We start from the raw sequence: 12,304 nt of genomic DNA, 5'->3' as shown, positions 1-12,304 counted from the left end.
CGCCGGTGGGGATCAGTCCTCGCCGGCGGCCGTCCGCGTGCGCAGCAGCCGGCGCAGGGAGTCCAGGCGCGAGGGGCCGGCCGGGCCGGCTGCCCCGCTCTCCACCCAGGCGTCGAGGGCGCACTCCTCCTCGTCGTGGGTGCAGCCCCGCGGGCACTCCGCCGTGCCGGGCTCGAGGTCGGGGAAGTGGTGCACGATGCGCGTCGGGTCGACGTGCGCCAGCCCGAAGGAGCGCACGCCCGGGGTGTCGACGACCCAGCCGTCGTCGTCGGGCAGGGGGAGGGCCACCGCGGAGGTCGAGGTGTGGCGGCCGCGCCCGGTGACGTCGTTGACGACGCCGACGGCCCGCAGCGCGTCCGGGACGAGCGCGTTGACGAGCGTCGACTTGCCCACCCCGGAGTGACCGACGAGGACGCTGGTGCGCCCGCGCAGCGCCTCGAGCACCGCGTCCAGCCCCTCGATGTCGTCCTGCGGTGTGCGCGAGGTGACGACGTGCGGCACCGACAGCGGGGCGTACTGCTCGAGGAAGGGCGCGGGGTCGGTGAGGTCGGCCTTGGTGAGGACGAGGAGGGGATCCATCCCGGCGTCGTAGGCGGCGACGAGGCACCGGTCGATGAGGCGCGGGCGGGGCTCGGGGTTGGTCAGGGCCGAGACGACGACGAGCTGGTCGGCGTTGGCGACGAGCACCCGTTCGACCGGGTCGGTGTCGTCGGCGGTCCGGCGCAGCAGGGTCACGCGCTCCCCGAGCCGGACGATGCGGGCCAGCGAGCCCTCGGCCCCGCTCGTGTCGCCGACGAGGTGCACCTCGTCCCCGACGACGATGCCCTTGCGGCCCAGCTCGCGGGCCCGCATCGCGATCAGGTCGTGGTGCGCCGAGCCGTCGCCGACGCGGACTCGGTAGCGGCCGCGGTCGACCCCGAGGACGCGGCCGACGACGGCGTCCTCGTGCTTGGGCCGGTCCTTGGTGCGTGGGCGCGACCCTCGACGGTTGGGACGGATGCGGACGTCGGACTCGTCGTAGTCCCGGGTCGACCTCGCCATCACGCGTCCGCGTGGACCCGCTGGTCGAGCATGCGCTCCCAGAGCGTGGTGAACTCCGGCATCGTCTTGCCGACCGTCCCGACGTCCTCGATGACGATGCCCGGGACGGCGAGGCCGAGCACGGCGGCGGCCATGACCATCCGGTGGTCGGCGTAGGTGCGGAACCGGTTGCCGTGCAACGGCTTCGGGACGATGCGCAGCCCGTCCTCGGTCTCGGTGACCTCGGCGCCGACGCCGGTGAGCTCGGTCCGCAGCGCGGCGAGGCGGTCGGTCTCGTGCCCACGGATGTGCGCGACCCCGCGGATGACGCTGGGCCCCTCGGCGAGGGCCGCGACCGCCGCCACGACGGGGGTGAGCTCGCTCGAGCCGTGCAGGTCGACGTCGACCCCGAGGATGCCCCCGGTCCCCGTGACGGTGAGGCCGGAGCGGTCGAGGACGACCTCGGCGCCCATCATGTCGAGGACCTCGCGGACGAAGTCGCCGCCCTGGGTCGTGTACTGCGGCCAGCCGGGGACGGTCACCGTGCCGCCGGTCACGAGGGCGGCCGCGAGGAACTGCGCGGCGTTGGAGAGGTCCGGCTCGACCTGGACGTCGAGCGCGTTGACCTCGCTCGGCTCGACCCGCCAGGTGTCCGCGTCGCCGTCGTCGACGACGACCCCCGCGTCGCGCAGCGTCTCGACGGTCATCTCGATGTGGGGGAGGCTCGGCAGGGTGCCACCGGCGTGGCGCACGGTGACCCCCCGGTCGTAGCGCGGCGCCGAGAGCAGCAGCCCGGAGAGGAACTGCGACGACGCCGACGCGTCGATGGTCACCTCGCCACCGCGGATCGCGCCGGTGCCGTGGACGGTGCAGGGCAGCACGCCGCGGCCACCGTCGTCGACCTCGACACCGAGCGCACGCAGACCCTCGAGGACGGGGGCCATCGGGCGGTGGCGGGCCCCCTCGTCGCCGTCGAAGCGGGTGGAGCCGACGGCGAGGCCGGCGAGCGGCGGCACGAACCGCATGACGTTGCCGGAGAGGCCGCAGTCGACGGTGCCGCCGCCGGTCAGGGCCGCGGGCGTGACGAGCCAGTCTCCGTCGTCGACGTCGTCGACGCCCACGCCGAGCGTCCGCAGCGCCCCGGCCATGAGGAGGGTGTCCCGCGAGCGCAGCGGCGCCCGCAGGCGGGAGACGTCCGAGGCGAGGGCCGCGAGGACGAGGTAGCGGTTGGTGAGGGACTTGCTGCCGGGCAGGACGACGCGGGCGTCGACCGGGGACCCGGCGGTCGGAGCGGGCCAGTCAGGAGAAGGCATGCTGCGCCTGGGCCGCCTTCAGCTTGGCCTCGGTGGCGGCGGTCCGTGCGGCGTGCCGCACCTCGCGCCGGGTCGTGCGACCGGCACGGTGCACGCTCTCGTTCGCCAGGTGCGCGCGGTAGGCCAGCCCGGGCCGGCCCTCGGTGTCGACCGCGGCGATGAGCAGGCCGCCGAGGATCCCGAGGTTCTTCAGGAGGTGGGTGCGCTGCTGGGCGCGCGTCGCCGGGTCGTCCTCGCGCCAGTACTGGTGGCCGGCGACGGTGGTCGGGACGAGGGACGCGGCGAGGACGGCCGCCGAGAGGCGCGGCAGCTTGCCGAGGGCGAGCATCGTGCCGGCGCCGACCATGACGATGCCGTTGGCCCGCACGAGCAGCTCGGTGTCGTCGGGGAGCCCGAGGCGGGGGGCGAGCTTCTCGACGACCGGGCGGGCCTTCTCGGCCTTCGCCGAGGGGTGCTTGAGCTGGTCGGTGCCCCCCACGACGAACATCGACGCGAGCAGGGGTCGGGCGAGGCGTCGCACCAAGGACATCCGGGACCTCCGGGTCGGGGTCGCTGCTGGTCAGGACCTCCCGGCCTACCGTAGTTGCTCGGGCTGCCGCTGCGTAGCCTGAGCACCATGTGTGGGCGCTACGCGGCGACGGCGAACCCCGACGAGCTCGTCCTCGAGTTCGAGGTCGACGAGGACCGGACCGGCGAGCCGGGACGCAGCGTCCTCGTCAACCCGCAGGAGCCCCCGCCGGGGACGCCGGACCACAACATGGCCCCGACCAAGCAGGCCCCGGTCGTCCTCAGCCGCCCCCCGCGGGAGGACCGCGAGGCCGCGGCGCGGCGCCAGCTGCGCCTCCTCACGTGGGGGCTGGTGCCCAGCTGGTCCAAGGACGCGAGGGGCGGGGTCCGGATGATCAACGCCCGCGTCGAGTCGGTCGCCGAGAAGCCCGCCTTCGCCCGCGCGCTCGCCGCCCGTCGCTGCCTCGTCCCGGCCCGTGGCTGGTACGAGTGGCAGGCCTCGCCGACGGCGCTGGACGCCAAGGGCAAGCCGCGCAAGCAGCCGTTCTTCACCTCCCGCGCCGACGGCGCGAGCGTGGCGATGGCCGGCCTCTACGAGTTCTGGCGCGACCCCGCGGTCGCCGACGCCGACGACCCGCTCGCCTGGCTGACGACCTTCACCGTCCTCACCGGGCCGGCCGAGCCCGGGCTGGACCGCATCCACGACCGCCAGCCGGTCGTCCTCGAGGCGGGGGAGTGGGCCCGCTGGCTCGACCCGGGCACCGGCGCCGCCGACGTGGCGGACCTGCTCGGGCCCCGGGCGCCGGGACGGTTCACCGCGTACCCGGTCTCGCGAGCCGTGAGCAGCAGCCGCGCGAACGGGCCGGGGCTGCTCGAGCCGGCTCCCGAGGCGGACCTCGTGGGCGTCGTCGACCCGACGACCGGCGAGGTCGTGGGCGGTCCGGCGGAGTGAGCGAGCGGCTGCACGAGACGCCGGCGGGGACGGCCCGCAGCGCGACGAGCGAGCCGTCCGGGGACTCGGCGGGCACCCTCGTCCTCGGTCACGGCGCCGGGGGTCTGCGCTGGACCGACGACGTCACCGCCGTGCGCGACGCCGCGCTCGGGGCCGGGTGGCGGGTCGTCCTCGTCGACCAGCCCTGGCGGGTGGCCGGCAAGCGACTGGGACCCGGCCCCGCGGCGCTCGACCCCGCCTGGGTCGCCGTGCTCCGTGACCTCGACCCGGGGCCGGTCCTCGTCGTCGGGGGCCGCAGCGCCGGGGCTCGCGTCGCCTGCCGGACGGCGTCCGCGGTGGGGGCGCGCGCGGTGCTCGCCCTCTCCTTCCCCCTGCACCCACCGGGCCGTCCGGAGCGCTCGCGCGCCGACGAGCTCGCCCGGCCCGCCGCGGACGGGCTGGGGGTCCACGTCGTCCAGGGCCGCACCGACCCGTTCGGCACCCCGGCGGAGCTGCGCGCCGTCCTGCCCCCGCGCGGCACCCTCGCCGAGGTCGACGGTCCGCACTCGCTCGAGCGCTCCGCGCCCGCCGTCGCGGCCGCGGCCCTCGCCGTCCTGGCGTCGCTGACGTCCTGACCCGGGCGCGGCGCGGAATGACTCCGCGGCCCCCGGCGTTCTCGCCTGCGTCAGCACAGTCACCGACCGGAGGCACCTTTCGTGTTCGTCCTCGACACCTCGACCCGTCCCCGGGCCCGGATAGGCTGGGAGGCGATGAGCACCCCCCAGACACCGCTCGAGGAGACCTCGCAGGAGGTCGACCTCGCGACCGAGACCCCGCAGGAGCGGCAGGCCCGCTTCGAGCGCGAGGCCATGCCCCTCATGGACCAGCTGTACGCCGCGGCCATGCGGACGACCCGCAACCCGGCCGACGCCGAGGACCTCCTCCAGGAGACCTACGCCAAGGCCTACGCCGCGTTCCACCAGTACCGTCCGGGCACCAACCTCAAGGCCTGGATGTACCGCATCCTCACGAACACCTACATCAACACCTACCGCAAGAAGCAGCGCGAGCCCCAGCAGTCCGACGCCGCCGAGGTCGAGGACTACCAGCTGGCGCGGGCGGAGTCGCACACGTCCGCCGGCCTCAAGTCCGCCGAGGCCGCGGCGCTGGAGCACCTGCCCGACACGCAGGTGACCCGGGCGCTCCAGGAGCTCCCCGAGGACTTCCGGCTCGCCGTCTACCTCGCCGACGTCGAGGGCTTCGCGTACAAGGAGATCGCCGAGATCATGGGGACCCCGATCGGCACCGTCATGTCCCGCCTGCACCGCGGGCGTCGTCAGCTGCGCGCGCTGCTCACCGGCTACGCCCGGGACCGCGGCCTCGTCGGGGCGGAGGTGGAGTGATGGGACACCAGCACGCCGACCACCAGGGGCACGCCGACTGTTCGGAGGTGCTCCACCACATCTACGAGTACCTCGACGGCGAGATGAGCCCCGAGGACGTCAAGCGGGTGGCGACCCACCTCGCCGAGTGCCGCCCGTGCCTCGCCGAGCACGACCTCGACGCCGCGGTCAAGGCCGTCGTCAAGCGGTCGTGCACCGAGACCGAGACCCCCGCCGCGGTGCGGATGCAGGTGCTGCAGAGGCTCACCGTCGTCCGCGTCGAGCACGAGGACTGACCCCACCGGACAGCGAAGGGCCCGGAGTGCGACGCACTCCGGGCCCTTCGTCGTCCGCGCGCTCAGGCGTTGGGCTTGCGGCCGTGGTTGGCCTTGTTGCCCTTGCGCGAGCGGCGCTTGCGGGCGCGCTTGCTCATGGTGACTCCTCGTCCGTGGGGTGCCCAGCGCGACGACACGCGCGGGCGATCTTGTCCGTTGCGATTGTCGCACACCACCGCCCGTGAAAGAATTCCGCTGTCTCGGCCGCCCCGGAGAGCCAGGGCCGGGACATCCACCCTCTGGAAGAAGGACACATCATGCGCACGTTCCGTTCTCTCGCCGCTGCCGCGCTCCTCGCCGCTCTCGCCACGATCACCGTCTCGGGCGCCGCGTCGGCCGCTCCCTCCGACGGCTCCAACGTCGTCGCCGGCGCGTCGGCCAAGGGCTCCTGGAGCTGGTGACCACTCCCGCTCCGGGGCTGCGCCGATGAGCGACTCGCCCCGCGAGCGTCGGTCCACGAGGGCCGCGACGGCCGCGTACATCGCGGCCGTCGCGGCTCTCGCCGTCGCGCTCGGCATCTGGTCCGGGCTGCGCTACGGGCTGCCCGACCCGGCGGCCCTGCTCGTCTTCCTGCTCTTCGCCGTCCTGCAGGTCCTCCTGCCCGACGCGGTCGTCGAGGGCCGGGTGCGGGCCTCGCTGTCCGGCGTGATCCTCGTGGCCAGCCAGGCCATCGTCGGTCCCGCGGGGGTCGCGGTCGTCGGCGCCGTCCTGGGCGGCATCCAGTACAAGAAGGCCCCGCTGCGCAACCGCGTGTTCAACACCGCGCAGTTCTCGCTCCACGGCGCGGCCGGCGGCATCGTCTTCCTCCTGGCCGGGGGGACGACCGACCCCGGCAGCCTGCGCGACGTCGGCGCGATCGTCGTGGGCCTGGCGGTCCCGCTCCTGCTCGCGGACCTCGCCCAGGCCGTGACCAACCTCCTCGCGGTCGTCGGGGTCATGCGGGTGGCCGAAGGGGTGCCGATGCGCCCCCAGGCGCTCGCGGTGGCCCGGGGGACCGGGCTCGCGCACATCGGGTACACGGCGATCGCGCTCATCATGGTCGTGCTCTGGAAGCCGGCCGACCTCGGCCCGGCGGCCGCGGTCATCGCCCTGGCGCCGCTCGTCGTCGCGCAGTGGGCCTACCGCCAGCACGCCGAGGAGCTCGAGGGCCAGCGGCGGGCGCTCGAGGTGCTCGTCGCGGCCCTGGAGGCGAAGGTGCCGCACCTCAGCGGGCACAGCGCGCGGGTCGCCGAGCTCAGCGCGCACATGGCGGAGCACCTCGGGCTCGGCCCGCAGCAGGTCGCCGACACCCGCGTCGCGGGCATGCTCCACGACCTCGGCCAGACCAGCCTGCCCACCCGCGCGGCGCGCAACATCGACCTCACGGTGGGTGACGGCCGGCTGGAGTACCCCGAGCGCGGAGCGGCGATGCTCGACGACCTCCAGTTCCTCCACGGCGCGCTCGACCCGATCCGCCACCACCGTGTCGCGGTCGCCACGCGCGACGACGAGACCCTCCTCGCGCGCATCGTCGGGATGGCCGACGCCTACGACGTGCTCACCCAGGTGGGTGCTCCGGGAGGGCGCGTCGAGGCACCGACCCGCGCCCGCGAGATCCTGCTCGCGAACGGCGCGGACCCGGTGCTGGCCCGGGCCCTGGACCACGCGCTGGCCCGCCGCGTCGACGCCGGGGCCCGGTCGTGAGGCCGCTCGTGCGTCGGCCGGGGCACGTCGCGCGCTCGGTCGTCCTCCTGCTCGGGGCCCTCGCGGTCCTGCGCGGGCTCCTCGCCGCCGGGTGGGAGCTGCCGACGCTGCTCACGACCCACGGCGACACGCTGCTCGTCGTCGTCGCGTGCGTCGCGCTCGGCGAGCTGGCCCGGATCCGGATGCCGAGCGGCCGTGAGACCGCGCCGCTGTCGTCCGCCGCGGCCCTCAGCGCGGTCTTCCTCGGGCCGGTGTTTGGCGAGCCACGCTTCGACGTCCAGGCCGGGCTCGTCGTCCTCGTCGTCGCCGCGGGGCTGCTGCTCGCCGCCGGGTACCGGGCGCTGCGTCACCGGCCGGCGGGCGCCCCGGTGCTCGCCGCCCGCGTCGTCGGGGTGGCGGTCGCCGCGCTCGTCACCCGTGACTGGGGGGCGCCGACGCTCTGGCAGACCCAGGTCGACCCGACGGTGCCGCGCGCCGCGGTGGCCCTCGGGATGGTGCTCGTCGCGACGGTCGGGCTGCTGACCGAGATCGTCCTCGTGGCGGCCGTGCGCGCCGAGCGCCAGCGGACCCCGTGGTCCGCGGCCGTGCGCGACGAGGTGGGCGAGGCTGCCCCGCTCACGGTGGCGGTCGTCGTCACCGGACCCATGGTCGCCCTCATGGCCCCGGTCCTCGGGCTGCTGTCGCTGCCGCTGGCGCTCTTCCCGCTCGCGATGGCCTACACCGCGGTGCGGCAGTACATCCGCAACCGCGCCACGAACCGCCAGCTCATCGCCACGTTGTCGCACCTCACCGAGCACGGCGGCTACACCCCGGTCCACCACGCCGAGCGCGTGGCCCAGCTGTCGCTCCGGATCGGACGCGTCCTCGGCCTGTCGGAACGGACGCTGCGCGACCTCGAGTACGCGGCCCTCCTGCACGACCTGGGGCAGATCTCCCTGCTGGACCCCATCCCGGACGGCGCCACGGTGCTCGCGGCGCCCGCCGACCAGCGCTCCATCGCGGCCGAGGGCGGTCGCATCATCCGCCGCGCCGAGATCTTCGAGGACGTCGCCGACTACGTCGAGGACCAGACCGTTCCGTACCGCATGGTCCGCGAGCTCGGCGAGGACGTCCCGATGGCGAGCCGGATCATCAAGTGCGCCAACGCCTACGACGACCTGACCGGTGGCTCGGCCGACCCCGCGCTCGTCGAGGCGGCGATCGAGCGGATCCACCTCGGCCTCGGCTACGAGTACGACCCCGACGTCGTCGACGCCCTGACCCGCATCGTCGAGGACGGGGCCGTGGGGCGCGTCGGCGAGCAGCGCGCGGGCGCCCGGTAGAGTCGAGAGACCTGCCGGCCCGACCGGCCGCCCCGACCCGAAGGACCCCGTGGACCGCCTCACGCCTGTCGTCTTCAACGACGCGTGGGGATCCCACGTCGCCATCGCGAGCCTCCAGGGCCGCTCGATCCCGACCGCCCTGCCGGAGTCAGAGCTGTGGATGGGGGCCCACGAGAGCGGGCCCGCCGGCACCGACCGTCCGGGCGCCCCGGACCTCGCGGCGGTCGTCGCGAGCGACCCGGTCGGCGAGCTCGGGGCGGCCTGCGTCGAGCGCCACGGTGAGCGGCTGCCGTTCCTCCTCAAGGTGCTCGCCCCGGGGCGGGCCATCTCGATCCAGGTCCACCCGAGCGCCGCGCAGGCCGGTGAGCTGCGGGCGCTGACCGGCGACAGCGTCTACGTCGACGACTCGGCCAAGCCCGAGCTGCTCCTCGCCGTGGCCCCCTTCGAGGTGTTCGTCGGGATGCGTGAGCCGGACGAGGTCGCCGAGATCGCCCGCCGGCTCGCCGTGCCCGCCTTCACGCGCGCCGTCGAGGCGGCGCGGGACGCCGAGGACCCCTGCCACGCGGTGCTGGCGAACGTCCTCGCGACGCCGCCGGTCGAGGTGCCGGGGCTGACCCGCGAGGTCGTCGCGGCGTGCCTGCGGATGTCCGAGGGCGAGGACGAGATCGCCGGCGCGGCCGCCGCCGTCGTCGCCCGGGCGGAGGAGCACCCCGACGACATCGGGCTCGTCGTCCTGCTCCTCATGCACCACCGCGTGCTGCGGCCGGGGGAGTTCATCGACGTCGCGGCCGGGGTCCTGCACTCGTACGTGCACGGCCTGGGCATCGAGGTCCTCGCCAACTCCGACAACGTGGTGCGCGCGGGTCTCACCTCGAAGGAGGTCAACGTCCCCGAGCTCCTGCGGATCGTCGACCCGCGCGCCGACGGCGTCGCGGGCCGCGGCGTCCGGCTGGCCGACGGTGTCGAGGTGTACCCCGGGGCGTCCGACCGCTTCCTCCTGCACCGGGTGCAGCCCGGGCGCCGGCTGCCGGGGGAGGCGGGCCCGCGGCTCGTCTTCTGCCTGCGCGGGCGGGTGACCCTGCGCTCGGCCACCGGGGAGGTCGAGCTCTCCGACACCGGCTCCGCGTTCCTGCCCGACCGCGAGGGCCCGGTCGACCTCGAGGGCGCCGGCGAGGTCTACGTCGTCACCGTCCCCGGTCTCTGAGTCGTCGGACCCCGGACACGACGACGGCGGGCGCCCCCCGAGGGGACACCCGCCGTCGGACTCGAGCCGGTGGCTCAGGCCTTCTTGGTCTCGGCGAAGATCGTCGCGATCTCGTCGATCTTGGCGAGCAGCTCGTCGGCCTTGGCCGCGTCGAGCTCGCCCTTGGTGCCGGAGGCGCCGGCGAGCTTCGTGGCCTCGTTGAAGAGGGTGTGCAGCTGCGGGTACTTCTCGAAGTGCGGCGCCTTGAAGTAGTCGGTCCACAGCACCCACAGGTGGTGCTTGACGAGCTCCGAGCGCTGCTCCTTGATGAGGATGGCGCGGGTGCGGAAGTCGGGGTCGTCGTTGTCGGCGACCTTGGCGATGATCGCCTTGATCGACTCCGCCTCGATGCGGGCCTGGGCGGGGTCGTAGACGCCGCACGGGAGGTCGCAGTGGGCCGAGACCTCGGTGACGCGGAACAGGGACAGCATGTGGGTCACTCCTACTCAGATGGGGGGACGCGCGGTCGTCCTCAACCTACCCCAGCGGACGCCACACCAACCCGGCGACCACCGCGAGGACGTCGGCCTCGGCGAGGGAGCCGACGTCGAAGGACGTGACCCCCTCGGCCGGGTTGTCCGAGTCCACCCACCAGCGCTCGGGCGCGTCCGGGTCGCGCCCGGTCAGCCGCTTGACCGCGAGCGGTCGCGGGCGGCCCGCGGCGTCCGGTGGCAGGCGCACCACGTGGGCCCGTCCGGCGCGCGGGCGCAGCCCGCGGAGCACGAGCAGCACGTCGCCGTCGCGGTAGGTGGGGAGCATCGAGCGCCCGCGGACGCGGACGAGCGCCGGCCTCACGGCTCCTTCGGGGCGTCGTCGAGCGCGGCGACCCCGGCGCTGACCGCCTCGGTGACGGCCTGCGCGTGGGCCTGCTCCTCCTGGCGCATCCGGGAGAGGAAGGCGCGGGTGCGCCCGTGCTGCGGGTTCCCGATGACCTGGCTCGGGGGGCCCTCCTCGACGACGACGCCGCCGTCCATGAAGACGACCCGGTCGGCGACCTCGCGGGCGAAGCCCATCTCGTGGGTGACGACGATCATCGTCATGCCCTTCTGCGCGAGGTCGCGCATCACCTTGAGGACCTCGCCGACGAGCTCGGGGTCGAGGGCCGAGGTCGGCTCGTCGAAGAGCATGAGCTTGGGCTCCATCGCGAGGGCCCGGGCGATGGCCACGCGCTGCTGCTGCCCACCCGAGAGCTGGCTCGGGTAGGCAGCAGGCTTGTCCTGCAGGCCGACCTGCTCGAGCAGCTCGTGCGCCCGTGCCTCGGCGGTGCGCCGGTCCACGCCCTTGACCTGCACGGGCGCCTCGACGACGTTCTCGAGGACCGTCTTGTGCGGGAAGAGGTTGAAGCGCTGGAAGCACATGCCGATGTCGCGGCGCTGGGCGGCGATCCGCTTGTCGGTGAGGCGGTGGAGGGTGCCGCCGCGGTCGTCGTAGCCCATGAGGTCGCCGTCGACCCAGATCCGCCCGCCGTCGATGGTCTCGAGCTGGTTGATGCAGCGCAGGAAGGTCGTCTTGCCGGAGCCGGACGGACCGAGGAGGACGACGACCTCGCCGGTGCGCACGTCGAGGTCGATGCCCTTGAGCACCTCGTTGCCGTGGAAGGACTTGGTGACGTTGACGGCGTGGACGAGCGGTGCGTCTGACGTGGCGGGCATCAGTGGTCGGCTCCGATCTCGGTGAGCTTCTGCTTCGTGGCCTTCGGCGTCGGGCCGTAGCCACGGCCGAAGTACCGCTCCAACCAGGACTGCCCGACCATGAGGATGGTGCAGACGATGAGGTACCAGAGGGTCGCCGCCATGAGGCCGGGCATGATCTTGAAGGCGCGCGAGCCGAAGAAGGTCGCCTGGTAGTACAGCTCGATGGTGATGTTGGCGGCGATGAACAGCGAGGTGTCCTTGACCATCGCGATCGTCTCGTTGCCGGTCGGCGGCACGATGACGCGCATGGCCTGGGGGAGGACGATGCGGCGCATCGTCTTGCCGGGCGCCATCCCGAGCGCCTGGGCGGCCTCGGCCTGCCCCCGGTCGACGGAGAGGATGCCGGCGCGCGCGATCTCGGCCATGTAGGCGGCCTCCGAGAGGCCGAGCGCGATGCCGCCGATGAGGACGGTGCTCGACCACGCGCTGTAGTCGATCGTCGCGAAGTGGATGCTGGAGAACGGGATCCCGACGTCGAACTTGTTGAGGTAGAGGTACCCGAAGCCGACGGCGAAGAGCGAGAGCAGGACGTAGCGCGGGATGGCCCGGAAGAACCACGTGTAGACGAAGGACACACCGCGCAGGACGGGGTTCTCGGACATCCGCATGATGGCCAGCACGACGCCGAGGACGACGCCGATCGCCATCGCGATGACCGTGCCGAGGATGGTCCCCATCCACAGGCCGTTGATCACCGACTTCTGCTGCATGATCTGGAACGTGTGGGCCCAGTCCCAGCGCTCGTTCGTGACGAACGAGTTGACGAGCATCGCGACGAGGACCCCGATGACGGCGACCGCGACCCAGCGTCCGGGGTGCCGGACCGGCCGGGCGTCGATCGCGCCCGGCCGGTCGGCGGTGGTGTCGGTCATGG

General features: G+C 74.0%; 15 protein-coding genes. 8 read left to right on the top strand and 7 right to left on the bottom strand.

Annotation, left to right across the window (positions count from 1 at the left end; genetic code table 11):
* Positions 1 to 12: 12 nt before the first annotated feature.
* Genes rsgA through J3473_RS11670 form a run of 3 tightly spaced genes read right to left on the bottom strand, consistent with a single transcriptional unit; the run spans position 13 to position 2,862 of the window.
* Complete coding sequence (rsgA, locus tag J3473_RS11680; protein ID WP_207023561.1) at positions 13 to 1,041, bottom strand: ribosome small subunit-dependent GTPase A; 1,029 nt, start codon at positions 1,039 to 1,041, stop codon at positions 13 to 15.
* On the bottom strand, positions 1,041 to 2,333 hold the full coding sequence (gene aroA / locus J3473_RS11675) for a 3-phosphoshikimate 1-carboxyvinyltransferase (protein WP_207023559.1): 1,293 nt from the start codon (positions 2,331 to 2,333) through the stop codon (positions 1,041 to 1,043). The genes rsgA and aroA overlap by 1 nt, the downstream gene beginning before the upstream one ends.
* Positions 2,320 to 2,862 carry a DoxX family protein gene (locus J3473_RS11670; RefSeq protein WP_030527748.1) on the bottom strand — a complete coding sequence of 181 codons (543 nt, stop codon included), beginning with the start codon at positions 2,860 to 2,862 and terminating at the stop codon, positions 2,320 to 2,322. Before J3473_RS11670 ends, aroA begins: the two co-directional genes overlap by 14 nt.
* 87 nt (positions 2,863 to 2,949) lie before the next feature.
* On the opposite strand from J3473_RS11670, the gene J3473_RS11665 reads away from it, so the two are divergent.
* From J3473_RS11665 to manA, 8 genes are all read left to right on the top strand, one after another.
* Positions 2,950 to 3,792: an SOS response-associated peptidase gene (locus J3473_RS11665; RefSeq protein WP_207023556.1), complete on the top strand. Its 843-nt coding sequence runs from the start codon at positions 2,950 to 2,952 to the stop codon at positions 3,790 to 3,792.
* Positions 3,789 to 4,406, top strand: a complete 618-nt coding sequence (locus J3473_RS11660) for an alpha/beta family hydrolase (protein WP_207023553.1) — start codon at positions 3,789 to 3,791, stop codon at positions 4,404 to 4,406. The genes J3473_RS11665 and J3473_RS11660 overlap by 4 nt, the downstream gene beginning before the upstream one ends.
* 135 nt (positions 4,407 to 4,541) lie before the next feature.
* The gene (locus J3473_RS11655; protein ID WP_036829600.1) at positions 4,542 to 5,174 is read left to right on the top strand and encodes a sigma-70 family RNA polymerase sigma factor; all 633 of its coding nucleotides are present in this window, start codon (positions 4,542 to 4,544) and stop codon (positions 5,172 to 5,174) included.
* Positions 5,174 to 5,449, top strand: a complete 276-nt coding sequence (rsrA, locus tag J3473_RS11650) for a mycothiol system anti-sigma-R factor (protein WP_036829601.1) — start codon at positions 5,174 to 5,176, stop codon at positions 5,447 to 5,449. Before J3473_RS11655 ends, rsrA begins: the two co-directional genes overlap by 1 nt.
* 296 nt (positions 5,450 to 5,745) lie before the next feature.
* Complete coding sequence (locus tag J3473_RS11645; RefSeq protein WP_207023551.1) at positions 5,746 to 5,889, top strand: hypothetical protein; 144 nt, start codon at positions 5,746 to 5,748, stop codon at positions 5,887 to 5,889.
* Between the two features lie 25 nt (positions 5,890 to 5,914).
* Complete coding sequence (locus J3473_RS11640) at positions 5,915 to 7,171, top strand: HD-GYP domain-containing protein (protein ID WP_207023549.1); 1,257 nt, start codon at positions 5,915 to 5,917, stop codon at positions 7,169 to 7,171.
* Entirely contained in the window at positions 7,168 to 8,493 is a 1,326-nt protein-coding gene (locus J3473_RS11635) for an HD-GYP domain-containing protein (protein WP_207023547.1), read from the top strand. The genes J3473_RS11640 and J3473_RS11635 overlap by 4 nt, the downstream gene beginning before the upstream one ends.
* Before the next feature lie 49 nt (positions 8,494 to 8,542).
* Positions 8,543 to 9,697 (top strand): mannose-6-phosphate isomerase, class I, encoded by a 1,155-nt coding sequence (gene manA / locus J3473_RS11630; RefSeq protein WP_207023545.1) that lies wholly within the window; start codon positions 8,543 to 8,545, stop codon positions 9,695 to 9,697.
* A 74-nt stretch (positions 9,698 to 9,771) separates the two neighbouring features.
* Here the strand turns inward: manA and sodN are convergent, their stop codons facing one another.
* The 4 genes from sodN to J3473_RS11610 are packed head-to-tail and all read right to left on the bottom strand — an operon-like array spanning position 9,772 to position 12,302.
* The gene (sodN, locus tag J3473_RS11625) at positions 9,772 to 10,167 is read right to left on the bottom strand and encodes a superoxide dismutase, Ni (protein ID WP_030527756.1); all 396 of its coding nucleotides are present in this window, start codon (positions 10,165 to 10,167) and stop codon (positions 9,772 to 9,774) included.
* Positions 10,168 to 10,213: 46 nt separating this feature from the next.
* Positions 10,214 to 10,531 carry a S24 family peptidase gene (locus tag J3473_RS11620; protein WP_207023543.1) on the bottom strand — a complete coding sequence of 106 codons (318 nt, stop codon included), beginning with the start codon at positions 10,529 to 10,531 and terminating at the stop codon, positions 10,214 to 10,216.
* Positions 10,528 to 11,388, bottom strand: coding sequence for an amino acid ABC transporter ATP-binding protein (locus J3473_RS11615; RefSeq protein WP_207023541.1), 861 nt, complete (start codon positions 11,386 to 11,388; stop codon positions 10,528 to 10,530). The genes J3473_RS11620 and J3473_RS11615 overlap by 4 nt, the downstream gene beginning before the upstream one ends.
* Positions 11,388 to 12,302: an amino acid ABC transporter permease gene (locus J3473_RS11610; protein WP_207023539.1), complete on the bottom strand. Its 915-nt coding sequence runs from the start codon at positions 12,300 to 12,302 to the stop codon at positions 11,388 to 11,390. Before J3473_RS11610 ends, J3473_RS11615 begins: the two co-directional genes overlap by 1 nt.
* Positions 12,303 to 12,304: the final 2 nt, after the last annotated feature.

The sequence above is a fragment of the Phycicoccus sp. DTK01 genome, assembly GCF_017312765.1.
Lineage (GTDB): Bacteria > Actinomycetota > Actinomycetes > Actinomycetales > Dermatophilaceae > Phycicoccus > Phycicoccus jejuensis.
Note: the sequence above shows the minus strand (reverse complement) of the source record. Positions and strands in the feature narration are given on the sequence as shown.

What these genes read in the sequence shown, in the direction of transcription:
- rsgA (WP_207023561.1), bottom strand. Translation starts at nt 1,041, where the DNA reads ATGGCGAGGTCGACCCGGGACTACGACGAGTCCGACGTCCGCATCCGT.
- aroA (WP_207023559.1), bottom strand. Translation starts at nt 2,333, where the DNA reads ATGCCTTCTCCTGACTGGCCCGCTCCGACCGCCGGGTCCCCGGTCGAC.
- J3473_RS11670 (WP_030527748.1), bottom strand. Translation starts at nt 2,862, where the DNA reads ATGTCCTTGGTGCGACGCCTCGCCCGACCCCTGCTCGCGTCGATGTTC.
- J3473_RS11665 (WP_207023556.1), top strand. Translation starts at nt 2,950, where the DNA reads ATGTGTGGGCGCTACGCGGCGACGGCGAACCCCGACGAGCTCGTCCTC.
- J3473_RS11655 (WP_036829600.1), top strand. Translation starts at nt 4,542, where the DNA reads ATGAGCACCCCCCAGACACCGCTCGAGGAGACCTCGCAGGAGGTCGAC.
- rsrA (WP_036829601.1), top strand. Translation starts at nt 5,174, where the DNA reads ATGGGACACCAGCACGCCGACCACCAGGGGCACGCCGACTGTTCGGAG.
- J3473_RS11645 (WP_207023551.1), top strand. Translation starts at nt 5,746, where the DNA reads ATGCGCACGTTCCGTTCTCTCGCCGCTGCCGCGCTCCTCGCCGCTCTC.
- J3473_RS11640 (WP_207023549.1), top strand. Translation starts at nt 5,915, where the DNA reads ATGAGCGACTCGCCCCGCGAGCGTCGGTCCACGAGGGCCGCGACGGCC.
- sodN (WP_030527756.1), bottom strand. Translation starts at nt 10,167, where the DNA reads ATGCTGTCCCTGTTCCGCGTCACCGAGGTCTCGGCCCACTGCGACCTC.
- J3473_RS11615 (WP_207023541.1), bottom strand. Translation starts at nt 11,388, where the DNA reads ATGCCCGCCACGTCAGACGCACCGCTCGTCCACGCCGTCAACGTCACC.
- J3473_RS11610 (WP_207023539.1), bottom strand. Translation starts at nt 12,302, where the DNA reads ATGACCGACACCACCGCCGACCGGCCGGGCGCGATCGACGCCCGGCCG.